The sequence below is a fragment of the Nannocystis pusilla genome (genome assembly GCF_020073745.1).
Classification (GTDB): domain Bacteria; phylum Myxococcota_A; class Polyangia; order Nannocystales; family Nannocystaceae; genus Nannocystis; species Nannocystis radixulma.
The window spans coordinates 333,670-354,346 of record NZ_JAIRAU010000005.1 but is presented as its reverse complement, the minus strand read 5'-3'; the positions used below and the strand labels follow the sequence as shown (position 1 = coordinate 354,346).

Genomic DNA, 20,677 nt, shown 5'->3' with positions numbered 1-20,677 from the left:
TGGCCGCACGCGGCCATGGTGTCGTCGCCGCGGGTGGCCCGGATCGAGGTGTTGAGCCGCAGCTCCTGCAGGCGGGCCTTGAAGCGCGCCACCTGCTCGGGCTCCGGACGGCGAAATTCGCTGCCGGGGTGCGGGTTCCACGGGATCAGGTTGAGCTTGCACGGCAGCCCGCGCACCAGCTCGGCCAGCCGCTCGGCGTCGGCGAGGCTGTCGTTGACGCCGGCGAGCAGGACGTACTCGAGGGTGACGCGGGCCCGCCGGGCCAGCGGGAGCTCGCGCAGGGCCGCGAACAGCGCCGCCAGCGGGTACTTGCGGTTGACCGGCATGATCGCGTCGCGGACCTCGTCGGTGGTGGCGTTGACGCTGACGGCCAGCTGCGCCGGGCTCTCGGCGACGAGGCGGCGGATCTGCGGCACCAGCCCCGAGGTGGAGACGGTGACGCGCCGGTGCGACAGGCCGAGGCCGTGGTCGTCGACCATGACGTCGATCGCCGGCAGCACCTGGTCGAGGTTGTGCAGCGGCTCGCCCATGCCCATGAACACGACGTTGGAGATCCACACGTCGGGGAACCGGCGGCGCGCGATCACCAGCTGGTCGACGATCTCGGCGGCGCCGAGGTTGCGCGCGAGGCCCATGGTCGCGGTCAGGCAGAACTGACAGTTCATCGCGCAGCCGACCTGGCTCGACACGCACAGGGTGGCGCGCTCCTTGCCGGGGATCAGGACCGACTCGACGGCGGCGCCGTCGTCTGTCTGAAAGACCAGCTTGCAGGTGCCGTCGGCGGCGCGCTTGACCGACTCGAGGCGGAGGGCGTCGAGCCGCGCGACCGCGGCCAGGCCCTCGCGCGCGGGGCGGTCGAGCTCGGGCATGACGGCGAATTCGCCGCGCAGGGTGCGGTACAGCGCGGCCCACAGCTGGTCGGCCTGACCGGGGCGGAGGCCGTGCTCGCCGGCCCACGCGAGCAGCTGCGGCCGGGGCACGCCCTTGAGCAAGATCCGTCCGTGGTCGTCGCGCGGCAGCATCGGTGCCCCCGGAGATAGCACAGCCGCCGCGGTTCAGGCGACCAGCTGGTCTTTGAGCCAGGTTGCGATCGCCCGCCACACCGGCTCGCTGGCGGGGTCGGTGACGGCGGCCATGTGTCCCGGCGCGCGGCGGCCCGGGGTGAGGTCGGCGAACTCGCGGGCGCCGAGGCGGATCGTCGTGCGCCGCGGCAAGGGCGACCAGAAGCGCAGGGCGGTGCGCGGCGGGGCCAGCCGGTCGCCGTCGCTGACGACCAGCAGGACCGGGGTGTCGACCGCCGCGAGGCCGGCCCGGTAGTCGCGGCCGTCCCGCGCGCGCCAGGCGTCGGCGGCGACGCAGCGGCGGAAGTCGTCGAAGTAGGTGTAGGCCTCGTCGGCGCTGCCGACGCCGAGGCGGCGCGCGGGCAGGTGACCGAGCGCGGCGGTGAGGCCGACCATCAGGCGGGTGAGGCCGGCCTTGAGCGGCCACACGAGCCGGCGGTCGTCGGTGGCGCGCAGCCAGAATTCGCAGCACAGGGCCACGTGCGCGGCCGGGGCGAGGTCGCGCCCGAGCGCGCCGGTCATCCAGGCGAGGGTCGAGTGGCCGAACAGCGAGTGACCGAGGGTGGCGACCGGGAGGTCGGGCGCGAGGCGGCGGGCCAGCTCGAGGTAGACGGCGGTGTCCTCGACGAGTTGATCGTAGGACCAGTCGCCGCCGCTCGCGGGCCCGGGGCCGCTCGAGCCGTGGCCGCGCAGGTCGGGCAGCAGCACGCGCAGGCCAGCGTCGCACAGGGTGCGCGCCAGGCACGGACGACCTTCGCGGTGGAGCGTGCGGCGGTCGACCATCATCGCGTGGCCGGCGACGACGACGCCCCACGCGGGCGCGGTCGGCTGGAGGTCGAGCACCGAGAGGCGCCAGCCGTCGCTCGCGCGGACGCGGTGCTCGGCGATCACGCCGCCGGCGCCCCGGCCCGGCGGGCCCAGAAGAAGATCAGCGAGCCGCGCCGCTCGCTGTCGAAGTCGACGAGGCCGTGCGCCGACAGCATGCCGCGCAGCTGGTCCGCCTCGAACACGTGGAATTGGCCGACCTGCGACAGCATGGCTTCGAACTTGCGCCGCAGGCCGCGGGTGTACGCGAAGGTGCTGGCGACGAAGCCGCCGCCGGGCCGGAGCACGCGCGCGACCTCGGCGACGGCGGCCGAGGGGTCGGGCCACATGTGGAAGGCCGCGCCGGCGTGGGCGCCGGCGATCGAACCTGTCTTGAAGGGCAGGTGGCCGACGTCGCCGCGGACGAGCCGCATCAGGCCGCGGTTGTCGGCGGCGGCGCGGGCCAGCATCGCCAGCGACCAGTCGAGCCCGAACACCCGCTCGAACCGGCCCGACTCGGCCAGCCGCCGGCCGGTGAAGCCCGGGCCGCAGCTGAGGTCGACGACCGCGCCGCCCTCGGCCGTGGCCAGCGCCGACAGCACGAGCTCGAACTCGGCCCGGTAGTCGGGCAAACCGCCGCTGGCCGCGGCGATGAAGATCGGCCGCCACACCCGCTCGTACACGCGGGCCAGCGCCCGGCTGTGCATCAGCCGCGGGCCGAGGCCGTCGCCCGCGGCGGCGCCGAGCTCCGGCAGGAAGTCGAGGTAGCCGCGGTCGCCCGGGTAGCGCCGGTCGCACGCCTGGCAGACCGCGCCGACGCCCCAGGCGGCGAGCGGGCCGCGGCAGGCCGGGCAGCACAGTTCGAGAGGGAGGGACATGTCGTGGAGGCCAGGTCGAAAAGGACAGGTCCCGAGGGGCAGGTCCCCGGGGACAGGTCTGAAAGGTCAGTCCGTGGCCGGCGGGGCGTCGACGGGGGAGGCCGTGTAGCCGAGCTTGGTGATCGCGCCGGCGATCTCGGCGGCCGGGACGCGCGCCGGGTCGTGGCGGACCTCGGCGGCCCCGGCCTTGAAGTCGGCGGTGCATTCGAGGACGCCGTCGAGCTTGCGGACGGACGCGCAGATGCCCTCCTCGCACGAGTGGCAGACCATGCCGCCGACGCTGAAGCGGGTGGTGCGGACCTGCGGTTCGCCGGCGCAGGCGGCGGCGAGGGTGAGGACGAGGGCGGCGACGCGGCGCATGGCGTGGCTGACGATACTAGTGCTTCGGTCGGGGCATTTCGACCCTTCCGCGCGTGTCCTCGGCCACGCCGCCTCGCGAAGAACGCCGCCTCGCGAGCGAGGCGGCGTTTTGTCGCAGGGGCCGGCGGCGCGTCAGTTCGGGGCGACCACGGTGAGGGTGATCGTCGTGCCGAACGGGACCTTGGCGCCTGCGGCAGGGTCCTGCTTGAGGACGTAGTTCTCGCCGTGCTCCTCGTGCTCGACGCGCTTGATGTCGCCGGCGTCGAGGCCCGAGTCCTTGAGGATCGTCTTGGCCTTGTTGAGGTACTTGCCGGTGACGGCGGGGACCTCGATGAGGGGCAGCGCGGCGATCGTCAGCTCGACGCTGGTGCCGGGCTGGACCTTGACCCCGGCGGCGGGCTTCTGGCTGAGGACCGTGCCCGGGGTCTTGCTCGAGTCCTTCTGCTGCTCGGTGAACTCGACGCCGAGGCCCTGGAGGGTGGCCTTGGCCTCGCCGATCGGCTTGCCGATCAGGTTGGGGACCTTGGCCTCGCGGGCGCGGGCGACGACGACCCGGATCTCGCGGGTGCTGGTCAGCATGGTGCCGGCGGGCGGGTTCTGCTCGAGGATCTCGCCGGGCGTCTTGTCGGGGGTCTCGCGGTCGCCGTCCTGGATGATGATGATGCTCTGCGAAACGGCGATCTTGCGGGCGTCCTTGATCGTGGTGCCGACGAACTCGGGCGCCGGGATCGCGGCCTCGGCCTGCGGGGCCGGCTGGATCGGGGCCTGCGGGGCCGGCTGGGCCGGGGCCGGCTGCACCTGCACGGGCGCCGTCGCCACCGGGACGCCTTGCTGTTGCTGCTGCATCCGCTGGATCTGCGGCCCCAGCAGGACCTGGACCAGGACGGCCGTAATCAGCGAGATCAGGAACATCTTGACGGTGTCGTTCATGGGCGTCCGCGCGGGGCGTAAGGCTCGTTCACAAGCATACCCCGGCCGGCGGTCTGGCCGCAAAGACTTGCCGGGCCGCAAAAGACCGGCGAGGCCGGCGGTGGCGCCGAAGTTCGCTTCAGGGCCGGCGCGGGGACGGTGCCGCGGCGGCGGCCGGGGACCTGCGCAGGCCCCGGTGGAGGCCCGCGGGCGTGGAGGCGGCCCTCGGGCGTGCCGGCGCGCGAGAAAAGGCGCGCCGGCGGGCGAGCGGGTGTATGCTCGCGGGCCCGATGGTCGATCCGCACAAGCTCCCCGAGGACCGCTCCGAGGCCGGCTTCGGCGACTTCAAGCCCGCGCTCGGTCCGGCGCAGGCGCTCGCCGAGGCCAACCGTTGCCTCTACTGCGCCGACGCGCCGTGCGTGCAGAAGTGCCCGACCGGCATCGATATCCCGGAGTTCATCCGCAAGATCTCCACCGGCAACCTCAAGGGTTCGGCGCGCACCATCCTCGACGCCAACATCTTCGGCATGAGCTGCGCCCGGGTCTGCCCGGTCGAGGTGCTGTGCGTCGGCGGCTGCGTGTACAACGAGATGGACGCGCCGCCGATCGCCATCGGCCGACTGCAGCGCTACGCCACCGACGCGGCGCTGGCCGAGAACTGGCGCTACTTCGAGGCCGGGCCCGACAGCGGGCGCTCGGTCGGCCTCGTCGGCGGCGGGCCGGCGTCGCTGGCGGCGGCCCACGAGCTGCGCCGCCGCGGCCACGCGTGCACGATCTACGACGCCGGCCACTGGCTCGGTGGGCTCAACACCACGGGCGTGGCGCCGTACAAGCTGCGCGCCGACGACGCTCTCGCCGAGGTCGCGTACGTGCTCGGGATCGGCGGGATCGCCGTCGAGTCGGGCGTGCAGGTCGGCCGCGACGTCGGCTGGGACGCGTTGCTGGCCCGTCACGACGCGCTGTTCATCGGCGTCGGCCTCGGGGCCGATCGCACGCTCGACATCCCCGGCAAGGACCTCGCGGGCATCGAAGGTGCGGTCGCGTTCATCGAGAAGTTCAAGCTCGGCCGCGTCGACCTGGCGGCGGTGAAGCGCGCGGTGGTGGTCGGCGGCGGCAACACGGCGATCGACGCGGTGCGCGAGCTGGTCGGCCTCGGGGTGCCCGAGGTGACGATGCTCTACCGCGGCGACGAGGCGGCGATGAGCGGCTACGAACACGAGTGGAACGCGGCCAAGGTCGAGGGCGTGCGGGCGCTGTGGCACACGCAGCCGACGGCGTACCTCGGCCGCGGCGGCCGGGTCGCGGGGCTGCGCTGCGTCAAGCTCGGGGCCGACAAGCGGCCGCTGCCCGGCGAGGTGCTCGAGGTGCCGGCGGAGCTGGTGCTGCTGGCGATCGGGCAGGCGCGGCTGGGCGAGCTGGTGGCGGGGCTCGAGGGCGTGCAGCTCGAGGGCGGGCGGATCGTGGTCGACGCCGACGGAGCGACGGGGCACTCGCGCGTGTTCGCGGGGGGTGACTGCGCCAACGGCGGCAAGGAGGTCGTCAACGCCGTCGCCGAGGGCAAGCGCGCGGCGCAGGCGATCGATCGGGCGCTCACGGCGGGCGCGAGCAAGTAGCCGCACGGCCCCTCTGAAAGGATCAACATCAACATGGCCTTCGGGACATCGGTCGATCTGACCTCGAACACCGGCGGGATCGTCACCCCCAACCCGTTCTGGCTCGCCTCGGCGCCGCCCGCCAACTCGGGCGCGCAGATCATGCGGGCGTTCGACGCCGGCTGGGGCGGGGCGGTGTGGAAGACGCTCGGCACGCCGATCCAGAACGTGTCGAGCCGCTTCGGCGCGCACCACTTCAAGGGCACCCGCGCGATCGGCTTCAACAACATCGAGCTCATCACCGACCGCCCGCTCGAGGTCAACTTCCGCGAGATCGCCGAGGTCAAGAAGCGCTACCCCAAGCACGGCGTGATCGTGTCGCTGATGGTCGAGACGCGCGACGAGTGGCGCGACATCATCAAGCGGGCCATCGACGCCGGCGCCGACGGGCTCGAGCTCAACTTCGGCTGCCCGCACGGGATGTGCGAGCGCGGCATGGGCTCGGCCGTCGGCCAGGAGCCGGCGCTCAACGAGAAGATCACCAGCTGGGCGGTCGAGTTCTCGACCGTGCCCGTGCTGGTCAAGCTGACGCCCAACGTCGACGAGATCAACCCGCACGGCCTGGCCGCCAAGCGCGGCGGGGCCCACGGGGTGTCGCTCATCAACACGATCAAGAGCATCATCGGCGTCGACATCGACCGCTTCGTGCCCGAGCCGCGCGTCGGCGGGCTGTCGACCAACGGCGGCTACTGCGGCGCGGCCGTCAAGCCGATCGCCATGCACATGATCGGCTGCCTCGCTCGCGACCCCGACTTCGGCCTGCCGATCAGCGGCATCGGCGGGGTCGCCAACTGGCGCGACGCGGTCGAGTTCATCCTGCTCGGCTGCTCGTCGGTCCAGGTGTGCACCGAGGTCATGCTCCGCGGCTACCGCGTGGTCGGCGACATGATCGAGGGCCTGACCGAGTACATGCGCTCGCACGGGTTCTCGACGATCGAGGAGATGCGCGGCAAGGCGGTGCCGCAGTTCTCCGAGTGGGGCGAGCTCGACCTCAACTACGAGACGGTGGCGAAGATCGACCCGGCCAAGTGCATCGGCTGCCACGCCTGCGTGGTCGCCTGCCACGACGGCGCGCATCAGTGCATCCACCCGGCGCCCAAGGAGGCCGGCACCCGCGTGCCGGTGGTCGACGAGTCGGAGTGCGTCGGCTGCAACCTGTGCCAGATCGTGTGCCCGGTGCCGGACTGCATCACGATGGCGGCGGTCGACAACGGCTTCAAGCCGGCGACCTGGAACGAGTTCGTGTCCGAGGGCAAGACGCTGCGCCCGAAGAAGGGCGCGCACTGAGCCTGTCCTGCGGGACAGGTTAGGCTGGTCGCCTGGACATGTCCTGATGGACATGTCCATCGCGGCCGCGCCCCGCGGGCGCGCGTCACCACGGGGCGAGGTCGAGCCGGCTGGTGAGGTCGACGTCTTTCTTGTACGGGCCCCGGGTGCGGATCGGCTGCCCGTCGCGGCCGATCAGCTCCATCGTCAGCGAGTGCGCGGCGCGGTCGACGGTGACGCGGGCGAAGTTGTCGTCGTTGCAGAAGTTCCAGGCGCGGTAGTCCATCGTCACGCCGGGGCGGATCTCGAAGGTGTCCGGGGTCCGGGGGTCGCGCGAGTCGTGGACGAATTCGGCCGGGTCGCCGTCGGCGAACGGGAACGGCCAGTAGAAGGCCGAGGAGACCAGCGAGTAGGCGCGCAGCGCCTCGCTGCCGTCGCCGCGGAACTCGAGCTGCGCGACCGAGGCGCTGTGGACGTCGCCCGACAGGAACACGACGTTCTGGACCTTGCGGTCGACGATGGTCTGCAGGAGCGTGCGCCGGGTCTGCGGGAAGGCCGGCCAGGCGTCGCTCTTCTCGAGGTGGGCGACGCTGGCGCCGTTGATCGCGAACACGGGGTTGGGCGCGAACACGCTGGCGCTGATGATGAACTTGGGGATGTTGCCGCGGTCGCCCTGCTGGTCGGCGAGCCAGTGGCACAAGACGTCGAGCTGGCTCGGCTCGTCGGGGTCGAGCGAGGGCCGGCCGAGCAGGTGGTTGTCGTCGACCGTGTCCGGGACGTCGTCCATGTAGCGCTGCGTCCGGCAGTCGAGGGCGAAGAACGGGTAGCCGCTGGTGTAGAAGCTGTAGTAGAGGCGCCGGCCGTAGTTGCGCGGCGAGTGGCTCCATTGGTAGCTGAGGTAGGCGCCGATCGCCAGGTTGAACAGCATCTTCTTGCCCGGCGCCTTGATCCGGTCCTGGGCCCAGTTGTCCTCGATCTCGTGGTCGTCGAGGATCATGTACGTCGGGACATGTCGCAAGAGCCTGCGCATGTTGAACGAGCCGAACGCCTGCTGGTAGCGTTCGGTGAACTCGGCGTGGGTGTCGGCCAGCCCGACCGGGACGGCGCGGTGGAAGGTGTCGGCGTAGATCTGGTCGCCGCACATGATGACGTGGCTCGGCCGGGCGCCCTGCTTCTCGACGCCGAGCTCGGTGAACATCGGCCCGAAGATCCGGTCGGACTCCTTGACCTTCCACATCAGGCCGGGATAGCGGCACGAGCCGAGCAGGAAGGAGATCGCCGGCGCGGCGGCCTTGAGCGCGCCGCAGGTGCGGAACACGGCCTCGCAGGCGACTTCGGGCAGGCGCTCGATCTGCGCGGCCCACACCTGCGGGTTCGGCAAGGTGGCGGCGAGCTCGTCGTCGCTGGCCCGCAGCTCGTTGTCCTCGGCGTCGTCGAGCGCGAGCGAGGCGAGCCGCACGCGGTACGTGGTGTCGGGCTCGAGCGCGAACGGCCCCGGGTTGCCGCCGAGGCCGGCCTCGACGCCGAGGACGAAGGTGCCGGTGCGATCGAACTCGCGCTGCAGGCGGAAGTAGAAGACGGGGCGCACCGGCGCCGGGATGACGTGATCGCCCTTCTGCATGACGACGAGGACGCCGACCGTGCGCCGGTCCTCGTCGGCGACGGCCTTGCGCGGGTCGTCGAGCGCGGCGGCCTGCATCCACAGGCGGCAGGAACGGTCGGTGGTGTGGCCGACGATCGGACCGAGACCGGGCGGACGGAGCGTGCTCATGGAACGCTCGAGCGTAGTGCGTCAGGCGAGATCGTTGCAAACCGGTGACGCGGGCGTGAAGCAGACATCATGAGCGCGCATTCGCCCGGCGACCGCCGACGCAGGCCCGCTCGCGGGCGCCCTGCGGCGGCAGCTTGAAAGTGCACGCCGATCCGCGGCCGCACGCGCTGTTCCTGCTTCTTCTGCAAGCAGATGTCCTTTGGGCCATATGGTTGGGCGCCGGGCGATCGCGGGCGCGCGGACGCCCGGGGTGTCGATCGAGGTGCGCGCGAATGCGGCCGGCGCCGCGAGCGACGAGGCGGAGCGCGGTGCGGCGAGGCGCGAGCGGGCGGGGTAGCGAGATGCCTGTCCCCGGGGACATGTCGGCCGCGGGCGCGCGGCTCCGGAGGGCTCGGCGGCTTCGTCTGTCCCGGGGGACATGTCTCGGCCGGACGGCGCGGAGGGCCATCACGACCTCGGGCGCGGCGGGACGTCCGTGGTGCTGGCGGCGGCGCTGCTCGGCGTGGGGGTGGGCGTGCGCGCCGATGATAAAACATGTCCGTGAGGACAGGCGAGGGCGTCAGGCGGGGGGCTCGATCTCCTCGCACTTCTCCTGGATCACGCCGGCGAGGGCGTCGCCGACGACCATCGCGTAGTCGCTGGGGTCGCCGTTGATGTTGCCGGTGAAGGGCGGGGCGGAGAACGACTCGAGGAAGGTCTTGAGGGTGGTGTCGCCGGGGTTGGCGTAGCAGAAGTCGGGCACGAGGCCGGAGGCGAGGATGCAGTTCTTGCCGCCGCACTCTTGCTTGGCGGCGACGAGCTTGTCGACCCACTGGCTGACGGGCTCGGGCGACTTGTCGGGCTCGTCGGTGAGGACGAAGACGACGAGCACGGCGCCGGCGTCGCGGATGAAGCCGGCGTTGGTCGGGGCGGTGGCGGGGTCGGCGGCCCAGCCGGCGGCGGCGGCGGGCATCTCGAACGAGCAGCCGGTCTCGCCCGCGGCGGTGGCGGCGGCGGTGAACCAGGCCTTGAGCGCGGCCGGGTCGTCGTCGGTGTTGAGGGCGAAGTAGTGCTCACCTTGCCATTCGAACAGGCGACCCTGGCCGCCGTTCTCGCCGGTGGTCGCGGGCGGGGCGACGTAGTGCTGGAGGATCTCCTGCTCGCTCGACTGGCTGACGCAGTTGACGGTGCTCTCGGAGCAGCTGCCGTCGTAGAAGGAGGTGGTGGTCATGCCGACGTGGAGGTCGGTGCCCGGCGGCAGCGCGGCGATGATCGCGTCGACGAAGTCGGGAAAGACCGCGCTGAGATCCTCCTGGTGCTTGCCCATCGAGGCGGAGTTGTCGATGACGAACAGGAGGTCGACGGCGGTGCAGCCCTTGGCGCCGTCGGTGTCGGCCGTGGGGTCGTTCGGGAAGTCGGGCTGGCCGAGGTCGAGCTTGATGCCGCCGCTGTCGCTGGCGCCGGTGGTGGTGGGGACGCCGGTCGAGGTGGGCAGGCCGCCCGATTCGGTGGCGCTGCCGGTGCCCGGGTCGGTGGTGCCGGGCGATCCATCGGTGCCGTCGGTGGTAATCGGGGGCAGCGAGGTGGGGGCGCTGGTCGGCATGCCGGCGGTGGCGGAATTCCCGGCGTCGTCACCGCAAGCCGCGAGGACGACGGCGAGGCCTGCGAACGCGCGGACAAGGCCGCCGGGGATCGATCGAACGGGTCGCATCAGGTCTTCGCCTCCTCGATGGCCTATACAGCCGAGCCCGTTCGACGGCAAGCATCTGCCGCGGCGCCGCATGACCGCGGTGGGGGAAGGCGGCTACAATGCGCGACGATGCGGTGGTTCATCGGTGACCTGCAGGGCTGCGCCCGGGAATTCGACGACCTCTTGCGGAAGATCGACTTCGATCCGCAGGCCGACGAGGTGTGGTGCGTCGGCGATCTGGTGAACCGCGGCCCGGATTCGCTCGCGGCCGTCCGCTTGTGGCGAGACATCGGCGGGCACGGGGTGATCGGCAACCACGACGTCTACGCGCTGCTGGTCGCCTCCGGGCGATGGCCGCGCAAGCACGACACGCTCGGGCCGCTGCTCGCCGCGCCCGACGGGCCCGAGCTACTCGCTCGCCTGCGGGCGATGCCGGCCCTGCAGTTCCTGCCCGCAGCGCCAGGTTCGAAGGGGCAGGACGCGTGGGCGGTCCACGCCGGGTTCAACCCGCGCTGGACCGACCTGCACGCGCTGGCGGCCCGCGTCAACTCGGCGCCCCACGACGACGCGTGGCTCGAGTCGCAGGAGCTGTCGTTCATGACGCGCGTGCGCTGCTGTACGGCCGCGGGCGAGCGCAGCAAATTCGACCGCAAGGCCGAGGACTGCCCGCCGCCGTACCGCCCGTGGGACGAGTTCTACCGCGGCGAGCCGCTGGTGGTCCACGGCCACTGGGCCTGGCGCGGCCACTACCGCGGGGCGAAGACGATCGGGCTCGACTCGGGCTGCGTGTATGGCGGGAAGCTGACCGCGTGGTGCCAGGAGGAGGACCGCGTGGTCCAGGTGCCGGCGCGAGGGTCGTGAGCGCGGGTGTGGCCTTTCGGGCATGCCCTCGGGGACATGGCCGGAAGGGCTTGTTCTGCAGAGCATGTCCGAAGGGCCATGCGGTAATCCCGAGGTCACTCGCGGCGGCCGGCGGCGCGCCAGGCCCGGGCGAAGCCGCCGGACAGGACGAAGCGCGGGAAGGTGACGAGCTGCTCGGCCAGGAGGCGGGCGAACAGGTCGCCGCGCGAGAGGAAGGGGGCCGGGGCGTGGCGCTCGCGGCGGTGGCCGCGGCCCTGGGCGGCCACGGCGAGGGCCGCGAGGGCGAGCGCGAGGGCGGCGAGGCCGGGGCGGAGGGCGACGAGGGCGAGCGGGACGCCGGCGAGGGCGAGCACGCACAGCGGAACGGACACGGCGTGCAGGAGCAGGTTGGTGCGGTCGGCGTGGCCCTGCGAGTAGTGCTCGAACTGCCAGGCGAGGAGGTCGGTGCGCATGCGGGCGGTGTACCGCGGCGCCCGGCAGCGGGGCTTGAACGGACTGGCTACGATCGTCGCGGGGGTGCGGGCACGTCGCGGTGTTTTTCGGTGACGCTTCGGCGAGCCCGAACTGACGTTTGCCGGGGACGTTCGTCGGGAGCGAGTCGAGCGGTCGCGTGTGCACCGTCAGAAGCGGGCGTCGATCGTCAGCTGTGCGCCGGCCGGTCCGCCCTCGGGCCGGAGCCTCGTGTTGCGCGAGAGCCTGATCCCGCGCTCGTCGACGGCACGCTGGTGGTGTTCGGTCAGGGCGAAGATCCCGCCGATCGCCGCCAGCAGCAGGCCGGCGCCCTGCACGACGCCGAGCGCGTAGTCCCGCGGGTCCCGCGTTCGGCTGGCGACGAGGAACGGACCGGCGACCGGGATCGTCAGCGTGCCCGCACGCCGGATACAGGTGGCCTGGCTGTCCTCGACGCAGTGGCGCCGCACGTACGCGGCCGTCAGTCCGCTGGCGATGTAGCTGACGGTGAACATGGCGAGGCCGACGGCGAACACGGCGGTCGGCGTCAGGCGACGCTGCCGGCGGGGCGGGGGCGGCAGCCCCTCGCCCGGCGGCGTCACGGCGAGCACGATCGGCTCGCCGCCGGTGGCCGATCGCACGACCAGGAAGGGCGTCGCCGGGGCCGCGGGATCGATCGCCTCGTAATGCACACGGACCCGCGGCTGCAGCCATCGCGAGCCGGTCGGCGCGAACCGGATCCCCGGCGTCGTGTTGGGCGCGGTCTCGCTCGAAGTCTGGGGTTTGGATGAAGGAGCGTTCACGCGGCCGGACGGGACCCTCGCGTGTGGAGAGGCCTGGACCGGCGTCGCCAGGGCCGTCGACAGACAGAGACACAGCGAGACGGAAGCGAACCGGAGCAGGCGGGCCATGGCGGTCTCCTCGGTCGACGAACAGCGTCAATGAACGTTACTTCATTGACAGGTTCATGTTGAACGATCGCCGGCGGCTCGGCCAGTACCCAGAGGCGAGGGGCGGCCGCGCGCGCCGGGCCGGCTGACGCAGCGGCGTTTGTGTCTTCCCCGAGCGTGCGCCATGACGAGCAGCCGTCGACGCGCGGCCGATGATCGCGCGCGAGCTCGATCGGATGCTGCAGCTCGCGGGACGGCGCTACGGCGCGCGCGGCATGCTTCGCTGCAGCTCGGAGGCGGTCATGCCGAACATGCGGCGGAAGGTCCGGCTCATGTGCGCGGCGTCGGCGAAGCCGGCCGACTGGGCGGCGCGGGCCAGGGGCTCGCCGGCGGCCATGGCGATCACGGCGCGCTGCAGCTTCTGCCACAGGAGGTAGGGGCGCAGCGGGATGCCGACCGAGTCGCGGAAGGCGTGGACGAGCCGGCCCTCCGACAGGCCGGCGAGCTGCGCCAGGGCGGGCAGCGAGGTGTCGGACCCGGGGGGCGCGCTCCGGAGGGCGCGCAGCAGCCGGCGCACGCGCGGATGGATGACGCGCGCAGCGTCTGTCCCTCGGGACAGCCGATCGGCGGCGGCGTGGCCCCACGCGTGGAGCTGCTCCGGAGTGGCGCGGAGCGGCAGGTCGGCGAGCAGGGCCGCGCGCTCGCCGGGGTCGATGGCGCGGATCGGGGCCGACAGGCCGGCGCGCAGGCGCTCGCCGGCGTCGCTCTCGGGGTCGAAGAAGACGAGGACGATGTCGACGCCGCGGGCGTCGAGGGCGTGCTCGACGTCGGGGGCGGTGACGATGCCGGCGGCGCGCACGAGCGCGGCGGCGGTGGTGACCGCGAGCGTGCCGCTGCGCGCGAGCACGAGGTGCATGGCGTGGTGGGCGTGGGCCTCGCTGCGCGCCCCGGGGCCGGTGGTCACGAGCACGGGGGGCCACACGCCGGCGGCAGTGACGACCGGGAGCTGCATGCCGGGTCAGGCGGAGATCGTGATGGAGGGGCCGTCGTGCCGGCGGTCGAGCGCGAGCCGCTGCGGGGCGGCGAGGCGAGCCCGGGCCTCGCCGCGCAGCTCGGCGAGGGCGGCCCGGTCGCGGCCGCGGCCGATGCCGGCGGTGGCGACCGTGAACACGACGGTGGTCTTGCCGTTCACGGGCTGGTCCATAGCACCTTCCCGCGGCGTCCGGGGCGCGTCCGGTGCGATGTCGCCGGGACCGGGTCACGAGCCCTGGGATCGATATGTCCCACGGGACATGTCACTGCGCACCGCGGGCGGCGACGGGGGTGAGATGTCCTCGCGGACATGTCACTGCGGGTCGTGGGCGATGGTGGCGGTGCGGGCGGCGGTGTCGATGGTGACGACGGTGAAGCGGCCGCCGCTGCAGGTGCCGGTGTTGACGACTGTCCCTTCGGACAGGCGGTGGGCGTGGGCGACGTGGGTGTGGCCCATGACGACGAATTCGGCGCCCCGGTCGCGCATGAGGGCGCGGGCGGCCGCGGCGTAGGGGCCGGCGGCGTGGCCGAAGCGGCGGTGCTTGACGGCGACGTCCTTCTGCTCGAAGTAGTGGGCGAGCGGGCGCAGGCCGGCGCGGCGCAGGCGGCCGGTGAACCAGGTGGCGGCGCGGGCGGCCGCGTAGGCGCGGGCGAACACGGGGTCGAACTGGTGGCCGTGGGTGAACAGGACGCGGCAGCCGTCGGCCTCGACGCGCAGCTCGGTGGCGGCGCCGAGCTCGTCGCGGGCGATGAAGTCGTGGTTGCCGTGGACGTAGTCGAGGCGGTCGAGGGCGCGGGCGAGCCGGGGCAGGCGGCGGCGGGCGAGCTGCAATTGCCGCGCGGCGGCGCGAGGGCCGGTGAACAGGGCGTGGTCGGTCTGGTAGATGTCGCCGACGAGGACGACGCGGTCGTGGCTGGCGACGACGCGGGCGAGGCGCTCGAGGAAGCGCTGCTCGTCGTGGCGGAACTCGTCCATGCCGGCACGGGCGCCGATGTGGAAGTCACTGAGCGCGGCGAGCCGCATGGTCGAGTTCACCGGTGAAGGCGGCGTGGAGCCGCTCGACGAGGTCGCTGCGGAAGCGGTCGTCGTGCTCGCGGTCGTACAGGTAGCCGCGGATCCGCATCTGCAAGGCCAGCGGGTCGCCGCCGCGCGGGGCCAGGAAGACCTCGGGCGGGCGCCGCGGCGAGGCGTAGCGGCTCAGCGCGGCGGCCTGGCGCGCGAGCTCGCCGGCGCGCGCAGGGGCGAGGCCGGCGGGGACGTCGAGGACGAGGTCGCACGGGCTGTCGTGCTCGCCGAGGTTGAGGCGGACGACGGGCTCGCGGAGCAGGCGCTCGTAGGGGACGGTGGTGTCGACGCCGGCGAGGCCGCGCAGGGTGATCGCGCGCAGGCCGATGCGGGTGAGGCGACCCTCGACGTCGCCGACCCGGAGGTCGTCGCCGAGCTTGTAGCGGGCCTCGAGCGCGAACACGACGCCGAGGAAGACGTTGCGCAGCCACGGCAGGCCGGCGACGGCGAACACCAGCAGCCACAGGCCGCGCGACCACCACTCGGCGCCGGTGGCCGCGGGGACGAAGCGGTGCTGCAGGAGCCACATCAGCGGGACCCACACCGCGAGGTGCAGCAGCGGGATCCACGGGTGGATCTGGCGGAAGGTCTCGACGGTGGCGAGCCTGCGCAACACGAACGAGATCAGGAGGCCGAGCGCGACGAGGCCGCCGAGGTAGACGACCGGAAACAATCGCGCGATCAGCGAGGTCGAGGCGCTCAGCGGGTCGATGGCCTGGGCGACGAGCATCCGTCGGGCCGAGGATGCCATGGATCGCAGGGGAGGATGAAGCTCGCAGGTGACGCCGCTCGCGGGCGCTCACCCGGGGTCGCAGACGCCGTCGCGGAAGGTCTCGTCGACGCCGGTGCGCGGGGACCTGCCGAGCATCCCCGCGGCGCCGGGCAGCCGGCGCGGCGCGCCGTGGGGATCTTCGCCGTCGGGCGGCGGGGTGTCGGTGGTGGGCACGGCGGCGCTGTCGATGCCCACAGCGCGCGGGTCCAGGGGGCGATGTCGGCGATGCCGCCGATCGCGCGGGCGATGAAGGGGGCCTCGAAAGTGCTGATTTTTCGCCGATCGCTCGCCCGCCGGCACCTCGCCGTCCTGCCCTTGCAGGCTGCACCGATCGCACCGCCGGCGGCACCGAGGCCAGCGGGCACGGGTTTCTGCGGCGGGCGAACGCGGGCCTTTGTGCAGGGAACGACGTCCGCACCGCGACGAGCGGCGCGATCGCAGATCGAGGGCCGGTCGGTGCTGGCCGAGGTGCCGGCGGGGAGTCGGCTGGTCGTTAGGACATGCCTGATCGGCCAGTTCGTGGAGGACATGATTTCTAAGACATGTCCTCTTGGGCAGGGCGTTCAGGCGGCCGCGCGGAGGGCGGTGGCGGCGGGTTGGACCAGGCCTTCGAGGCCGCGCAGCCACACGGCGGCGCGCAGGGGGGTGTCGACGACGCCGTGGGCGCGGAGCTCGGGGGTACCTGGCTCTTGGGCCATGTGACCTGCGGCAACGGCCGCGTCGGCGACGGCGGCGGCGAAGGCGGCGTCGGTGCGGGCGCGGGCGTCGGCGCTCAGCTGCTGGCGGGCCCAGCGGACGAAGCGCCAGCCGAGCTCGGCGTGGCGCTGCTCGTCGTCGGCGATCCGGGCGAGGACGCGGCGCAGGCCCGGGTCCTCGGCGCGCTCGGCGGCCTCGCGGGCCTCGAGGGCCGAGAGCGTCTCGCCGACGCAGGCCTCGCGGATGACGGCGGCGACCACGGACTCGAGGTCGCTCGCGCCGGGCTGGTGCGCCTGCGCGAGCGGGCCCGGGCCGACGCCGCTGCCGCCGTAGCCGCTGGCGAGCGCGAAGCACAGGCGGGCGTGCTCGATCTCGTCGGCGAGGGCGCGCTGCGTGTCGAGCACGAACTCCGGCGGCGCGCCGAGTGCCAGCAGCTGCAGGATGTGGCGCGCGAACGAGGCGACCGAGGCGTGCTCGGCCAGGGCGATCTGCGTCCAGTGGGCGGCGAGGGCCGCGCGCACGGCCTCCGGGGCCTCGCGGACGGCGGCGAGGGTGCGCCAGTCGTCGCGCGCGGCGGGGGGGGCGGTGACGGCGTGCTCGTCGACCATGAAGGGGCGGCCGCAGGCGACCAGCGAGCACTCCCACACGTCGTTGTCCGTGTTGTGGGCGCACGGCGTGTCGCCGCACGGCGGGTCGGTGTCGCACAGGTCGTTGGGCGTGGTGCAGGCGCCGTTGACGACCTCGGGGCCGCAGTCGTAGCCCTGAGACGTCGAGAACTGGCACAGCTGGTCGCCGCAGTCGCCGTCGTCGGTGCACTCGGAGGGGACGCAGCGGGTGACCGGGCCGAGCACGTCGCCGGCGCAGCGGCAGACGAAGCCGGGGTCGCAGTCGGCGTCGGTCTCACAGCCGTAGTTGCAGCCGCAGCCGATGAGGCCGACGTTGATCTGCTGGCACGAGCCGAACGGGAACTCGTTGCAGTCGTCGTTGGTCTGGCACGGCTGGTCCGGCACGTTGCAGTTGGAGGGCGGCGCGGGGACCAGGCACACCTCGGCCTCGACGCGGTGGGGCAGCTTGCCGCCGCACGTGACCCACCCCGAGGGCACGGGCGGGTCGGTGAAGCCCTGCATGAGCTGGGTGCACTCGGGCTCGGGGCCGTCGGTGTCGCCGGTGGTGGTCGTGGTCGTCGTCGTCGACTCGGCGGTGGAGGTGTTGCCGGTGTCGGTATCGCCGGTGGTGGCGCTGACGGCGGTGGTCTCGCCGGTGGTGCTCGTCGAGGTGGTGGGAGAAGAGGTCGTGTCGGTGCCGGTGGCGGAGGTGCCGGTCATGCCGGTCGTCGGCCCGGTGGTGGTGTCGCCGGTGCTGGTGGGCGTGCCGGTGCCGTCGGTGCCGGTCTGCTGCGTCGTGCCGGTCTGCGTGTCGCCGGCAGCGGTGTTGCCACCGCTGTCGCCGCACGCGCCGAGCAGACCCATCGCCAGGAAGATCGAGAGCCGCAGCGGCTCTATACGTGTATGGAGGCCAACAAGCATGGTGGGCATGCTGGCCCGATTCGAGGGTCGAGGCAAGCCCGGTCCCTGCACCAGTCGTGGCCGTCAGGGGGCTCCTGAACGCGCGCGAGGGCGGTGTGGCGTGAAACAAAGGGTCGAGGACATGTGTCAAGCGACATGTCCCTCGGGGCATATCACTCGCCGGCCGCGACCAGGGGCCGGCGCTCGCGCGGCGGGTCGAGGTGATAGGTGCCGTCCTTTTTGGCGTCGACGCGCGGCGGGGCGCCGGTCTGCAGGAAGGCGAGGTAGCCGGCCACGAGGCCGTCCCAGAACGCGGCGAGCTCGGGCCGCGAGGCGGCCTCGGCGGCCAGGCGCGCCTGGCAGTTCGGGTCGTCGAGGCGGCAGGGGAAGATGTGGATCGGGATGTCGGTCTGGCCGGCGTCGCGGGCCAGCACCGCGGCGACGTAGAGCTCCTCGATCGGGCCGTCCTGCAGCGGGATGCAGCCGATCGTGACGCAGTTGCCGTGGATCATGATGGCGCCGCCGGGCGGCCGGCCGGCGCTGTGGAAGCGGTCGGCGGCGTTGGGGTAGCTGACGCCGAGCGAGAGGTGATAGCTGCTGTTGGGGTTGAACAGGCTGACGCGGTAGAATCCCTCGGGCACCTGGGAGTCGCCCTCGCGCCGCTTGGGTCCGAGCTCGCCGCTGCCGCGGCAGACCGGGAAGGTGCGCACGAGCACGTGCGGCTCGCTCCTGCGCTCGGCGGCGGCCCACAGCTCGGTGACCGCCTCGTCCTTGAAGCTGCGGATGAACAGACCCCGCGGCGGCCAGGCCGCGCCGGCGGCGCGGAAGCTGTCCTCGATGGTGGCCTGGTGCTGCGCGAGCGCGGCCTTGACCCGCGGGTAGCGGCGCTGACGGGCCAGGAATTCGCCGGCGCGGGCCTCCGAGGCGGCGAACGGCGGGGCGGTGCAGACGAGCGCGGTGAGGACGGCGACGACCGAACTGAGGCGGGGCACGAAGGAGTGGTACGCGCACGCGGCTCCGGCGATTCGATCGAGTTGCCAGCGACGGCGGCGGTGACTAGCTTCCCGGGCGCGCAGACGCGCGAAGGGGTGATGATGAGCGAGGCGCTGTTCTTCCGATGCGGGGCGTGCGGGCAGCTGAACAAGATCGCGGCCGAGCGCCGCTTCGACGCCCCGAAGTGCGGGCGCTGCAAGCAGAAGCTCGACACCACCGGGCAGCCGCAGGACGTGAGCGACGCGGAGCTGCAGCGCGCGGTGGCCAGCGCGCCGGTGCCGGTGCTGGTCGACTTCTGGGCCCCGTGGTGCGGGCCGTGCCGGCAGGTGGCGCCGCACATCGCCGAGCTGGCGGCGCGGCACGCCGGGAAATTGTTGGTGCTGAAGGTCAACACGGAGGAGCACCGGCAGACGGCGGGGGCGCTGCAGATCCGGTCGATCCCCACGCTGTGCGTGTACCAGGGCGGTGAGCTCGCGTTCCGCCAGCCGGGTGCGGTGTTCGGACCGCAGCTGGAAGCGGTGGTCGCCCCGTTCCTGTGATTTGTGGGATAAAGGCGCGACGATGAAGCGCAACCTCTTCTCCCCCGAATACGATCTGTTCCGCGCGACGGCGCGCGAGTTCTTCGCCCGCGAGGTGGTGCCTCACCAGGAGCGGTGGATGGAGGCCGGGATCGTCGACCGCGAGGCGTGGCACAAGGCCGGCGCGGCGGGCCTCCTGTGCCCGTGGCTGCCGGAGGAGCTGGGCGGGCCGGGCGGCGACTTCCTCCACTCGGTGATCGTGATGGAGGAGCTGGCGCGGGTGCACGAGTCGGGCTTCGCGCTGCCGCTGCACAGCGACATCGTGGTGCCCTACATCGTCTCGTTCGGCAGCGAGGAACAGAAGAAGAAGTGGTTGCCGGGCTGCGTGTCGGGCGAGCTGGTGACGGCGATCGCGATGACGGAGCCGGGCACGGGCTCGGACCTTGCGTCGATCGCGACCACGGCCCGCCGCGAGGGCGACGAGTACGTGATCAACGGGGCGAAGACGTTCATCTCCAACGGGATCCTGTGCGACCTGTGCGTGGTCGCGGCCCGCTCGGAGAGCTCGGACAACCCGCACCAGAACCTGTCGCTGTTCGTGGTCGAGGGCCATCGCCCGGGGTTCGTCCGCGGCAAGAAGCTCAAGAAGGCGGGGATGTACTCGCAGGACACCTCGGAGCTGTTCTTCGAGGACTGCCGGATCCCGGCGGAGAACATCCTCGGCAGCCCCGGCGCGGGCTTCCTGATGTTGATGCAGAAGCTGCAGCAGGAGCGCCTGGTGGTGGCGATCGGCTCGCAGGCGGGCGCCGAGGTGGTGCTCGCCGACACGCTGGCCTACGTCAACGAGCGCAAGGCGTTCGGGCGGCCGATCTCCAAGTTCCAGAACACGCAGTTCAAGCTGGCCGAGTGCGCGACCGAGGTCGAGGTCGGCCGGGTGTTCCTCGACCGCCTGATCGCCGAGCACGTGGCCGGCGAGTACCTGGTGAAGGAGTGCTCGATGGCCAAGCTGTGGCAGACCGAGATGCTCGGCCGGGTGGTCGACGCCTGCCTGCAGATGTTCGGCGGCTACGGCTACATGCTCGAGTACCCGATCTCGCGCGCGTACATGGATGCGCGGGTGCAGCGGATCTTCGCCGGCACCAACGAGGTCATGAAGATCATCATCGCCAAGCAGATGGGGCTGTAGCAGCGCCGGGCCCGGCGGCGAGGTCGGTCGTCGCGCCGGGAGGCGAGCGACCGGCGCTGCGGGTGGCACGTCGGGCAAGAGGGACGCGGTCGCAGCCGTGCCTGCGGCGTCCGCGACGCTGGTCGTCGACGCGGCCGTCGGGCGCGGCGGCGTGAGAGGCCGGAGGTCGCTGCGGCTGCGATCGACTTCACGTGCGTCGCAGGCCGGGCGGCGCGGACCGGCGCCCGAGAGCGTTCGGATTCACACCTGAGGCATGGCGAGCGATGTCAGCGGCGCCGACGAGGAGCCAGGCCCGCAACGCGGGAATGAGGACGCGCCGTGACCGCCGCGGCCGCGCG

General features: G+C 72.7%; 22 protein-coding genes. 6 read left to right on the top strand and 16 right to left on the bottom strand.

The annotated features are described in order from the left end of the window. The 5 genes from rlmN to K7C98_RS09340 form a co-directional block, all read right to left on the bottom strand. A partial coding sequence (rlmN, locus tag K7C98_RS09360) for a 23S rRNA (adenine(2503)-C(2))-methyltransferase RlmN (protein WP_224191239.1) occupies nucleotides 1–1,022 on the bottom strand: 1,022 nt, incomplete at its 3' end. A 33-nt stretch (nucleotides 1,023–1,055) separates the two neighbouring features. Further along, nucleotides 1,056–1,952, bottom strand: a complete 897-nt coding sequence (locus K7C98_RS09355; RefSeq protein WP_224191238.1) for a serine aminopeptidase domain-containing protein — start codon at nucleotides 1,950–1,952, stop codon at nucleotides 1,056–1,058. Beyond that, nucleotides 1,949–2,743 carry a methyltransferase domain-containing protein gene (locus K7C98_RS09350; RefSeq protein ID WP_224191237.1) on the bottom strand — a complete coding sequence of 265 codons (795 nt, stop codon included), beginning with the start codon at nucleotides 2,741–2,743 and terminating at the stop codon, nucleotides 1,949–1,951. Before K7C98_RS09350 ends, K7C98_RS09355 begins: the two co-directional genes overlap by 4 nt. A 66-nt stretch (nucleotides 2,744–2,809) precedes the next feature. After that, a complete protein-coding gene (locus K7C98_RS09345) occupies nucleotides 2,810–3,103 on the bottom strand; it encodes a heavy-metal-associated domain-containing protein (RefSeq protein WP_224191236.1) in 294 nt (97 codons plus the stop codon). Nucleotides 3,104–3,235: 132 nt separating this feature from the next. After that, nucleotides 3,236–4,033, bottom strand: a complete 798-nt coding sequence (locus K7C98_RS09340) for a PASTA domain-containing protein (protein WP_224191235.1) — start codon at nucleotides 4,031–4,033, stop codon at nucleotides 3,236–3,238. A gap of 269 nt (nucleotides 4,034–4,302) precedes the next feature. Between K7C98_RS09340 and K7C98_RS09335 the strand changes: the two genes are divergently transcribed. Then, nucleotides 4,303–5,625 (top strand): NAD(P)-dependent oxidoreductase, encoded by a 1,323-nt coding sequence (locus K7C98_RS09335; RefSeq protein WP_224191234.1) that lies wholly within the window; start codon nucleotides 4,303–4,305, stop codon nucleotides 5,623–5,625. Between the two features lie 33 nt (nucleotides 5,626–5,658). Continuing rightward, the gene (gene preA / locus K7C98_RS09330; RefSeq protein WP_224191233.1) at nucleotides 5,659–6,951 is read left to right on the top strand and encodes an NAD-dependent dihydropyrimidine dehydrogenase subunit PreA; all 1,293 of its coding nucleotides are present in this window, start codon (nucleotides 5,659–5,661) and stop codon (nucleotides 6,949–6,951) included. 85 nt (nucleotides 6,952–7,036) lie between these two features. Here preA and K7C98_RS09325 read toward each other — a convergent pair whose 3' ends face one another. Next, the gene (locus K7C98_RS09325; protein WP_224191232.1) at nucleotides 7,037–8,701 is read right to left on the bottom strand and encodes an alkaline phosphatase D family protein; all 1,665 of its coding nucleotides are present in this window, start codon (nucleotides 8,699–8,701) and stop codon (nucleotides 7,037–7,039) included. Nucleotides 8,702–9,119: 418 nt separating this feature from the next. Between K7C98_RS09325 and K7C98_RS43445 the strand changes: the two genes are divergently transcribed. Beyond that, nucleotides 9,120–9,245: a hypothetical protein gene (locus tag K7C98_RS43445; protein WP_263429351.1), complete on the top strand. Its 126-nt coding sequence runs from the start codon at nucleotides 9,120–9,122 to the stop codon at nucleotides 9,243–9,245. 15 nt (nucleotides 9,246–9,260) lie between these two features. Here K7C98_RS43445 and K7C98_RS09320 read toward each other — a convergent pair whose 3' ends face one another. Then, on the bottom strand, nucleotides 9,261–10,391 hold the full coding sequence (locus tag K7C98_RS09320; RefSeq protein ID WP_224191231.1) for a hypothetical protein: 1,131 nt from the start codon (nucleotides 10,389–10,391) through the stop codon (nucleotides 9,261–9,263). A 108-nt stretch (nucleotides 10,392–10,499) separates the two neighbouring features. Here K7C98_RS09320 and K7C98_RS09315 point away from each other — a divergent pair, with 108 nt between their 5' ends. Continuing rightward, nucleotides 10,500–11,231 (top strand): metallophosphoesterase, encoded by a 732-nt coding sequence (locus K7C98_RS09315; protein ID WP_224191230.1) that lies wholly within the window; start codon nucleotides 10,500–10,502, stop codon nucleotides 11,229–11,231. 95 nt (nucleotides 11,232–11,326) lie between these two features. Here the strand turns inward: K7C98_RS09315 and K7C98_RS09310 are convergent, their stop codons facing one another. The 9 genes from K7C98_RS09310 to K7C98_RS09270 all read right to left on the bottom strand — a co-directional run bounded on the left by K7C98_RS09310 (nucleotide 11,327) and on the right by K7C98_RS09270 (nucleotide 18,634). After that, entirely contained in the window at nucleotides 11,327–11,683 is a 357-nt protein-coding gene (locus K7C98_RS09310; protein WP_224191229.1) for an Mpo1-like protein, read from the bottom strand. Nucleotides 11,684–11,851: 168 nt separating this feature from the next. Further along, nucleotides 11,852–12,484: a hypothetical protein gene (locus tag K7C98_RS09305; RefSeq protein ID WP_224191228.1), complete on the bottom strand. Its 633-nt coding sequence runs from the start codon at nucleotides 12,482–12,484 to the stop codon at nucleotides 11,852–11,854. 346 nt (nucleotides 12,485–12,830) lie between these two features. Continuing rightward, nucleotides 12,831–13,583, bottom strand: coding sequence for a helix-turn-helix transcriptional regulator (locus tag K7C98_RS09300; RefSeq protein WP_224191227.1), 753 nt, complete (start codon nucleotides 13,581–13,583; stop codon nucleotides 12,831–12,833). Between the two features lie 6 nt (nucleotides 13,584–13,589). Beyond that, nucleotides 13,590–13,763 (bottom strand): hypothetical protein, encoded by a 174-nt coding sequence (locus K7C98_RS09295; RefSeq protein WP_224191226.1) that lies wholly within the window; start codon nucleotides 13,761–13,763, stop codon nucleotides 13,590–13,592. A 153-nt stretch (nucleotides 13,764–13,916) separates the two neighbouring features. After that, the gene (locus K7C98_RS09290) at nucleotides 13,917–14,627 is read right to left on the bottom strand and encodes a metallophosphoesterase family protein (RefSeq protein ID WP_224191225.1); all 711 of its coding nucleotides are present in this window, start codon (nucleotides 14,625–14,627) and stop codon (nucleotides 13,917–13,919) included. Next, the gene (locus K7C98_RS09285; protein WP_224191224.1) at nucleotides 14,605–15,420 is read right to left on the bottom strand and encodes a mechanosensitive ion channel domain-containing protein; all 816 of its coding nucleotides are present in this window, start codon (nucleotides 15,418–15,420) and stop codon (nucleotides 14,605–14,607) included. The genes K7C98_RS09290 and K7C98_RS09285 overlap by 23 nt, the downstream gene beginning before the upstream one ends. Nucleotides 15,421–15,468: 48 nt before the next feature. Next, complete coding sequence (locus K7C98_RS09280) at nucleotides 15,469–15,615, bottom strand: hypothetical protein (protein WP_224191223.1); 147 nt, start codon at nucleotides 15,613–15,615, stop codon at nucleotides 15,469–15,471. Nucleotides 15,616–16,004: 389 nt separating this feature from the next. Further along, the gene (locus K7C98_RS09275) at nucleotides 16,005–17,663 is read right to left on the bottom strand and encodes a ferritin-like domain-containing protein (RefSeq protein ID WP_224191222.1); all 1,659 of its coding nucleotides are present in this window, start codon (nucleotides 17,661–17,663) and stop codon (nucleotides 16,005–16,007) included. A 152-nt stretch (nucleotides 17,664–17,815) separates the two neighbouring features. After that, nucleotides 17,816–18,634 (bottom strand): L,D-transpeptidase family protein, encoded by an 819-nt coding sequence (locus tag K7C98_RS09270; protein WP_224191221.1) that lies wholly within the window; start codon nucleotides 18,632–18,634, stop codon nucleotides 17,816–17,818. A gap of 60 nt (nucleotides 18,635–18,694) precedes the next feature. Here K7C98_RS09270 and K7C98_RS09265 point away from each other — a divergent pair, with 60 nt between their 5' ends. After that, nucleotides 18,695–19,174 (top strand): thioredoxin family protein, encoded by a 480-nt coding sequence (locus tag K7C98_RS09265; RefSeq protein WP_224191220.1) that lies wholly within the window; start codon nucleotides 18,695–18,697, stop codon nucleotides 19,172–19,174. Nucleotides 19,175–19,196: 22 nt separating this feature from the next. After that, complete coding sequence (locus K7C98_RS09260) at nucleotides 19,197–20,339, top strand: acyl-CoA dehydrogenase family protein (RefSeq protein WP_224191219.1); 1,143 nt, start codon at nucleotides 19,197–19,199, stop codon at nucleotides 20,337–20,339. Nucleotides 20,340–20,677: the final 338 nt, after the last annotated feature.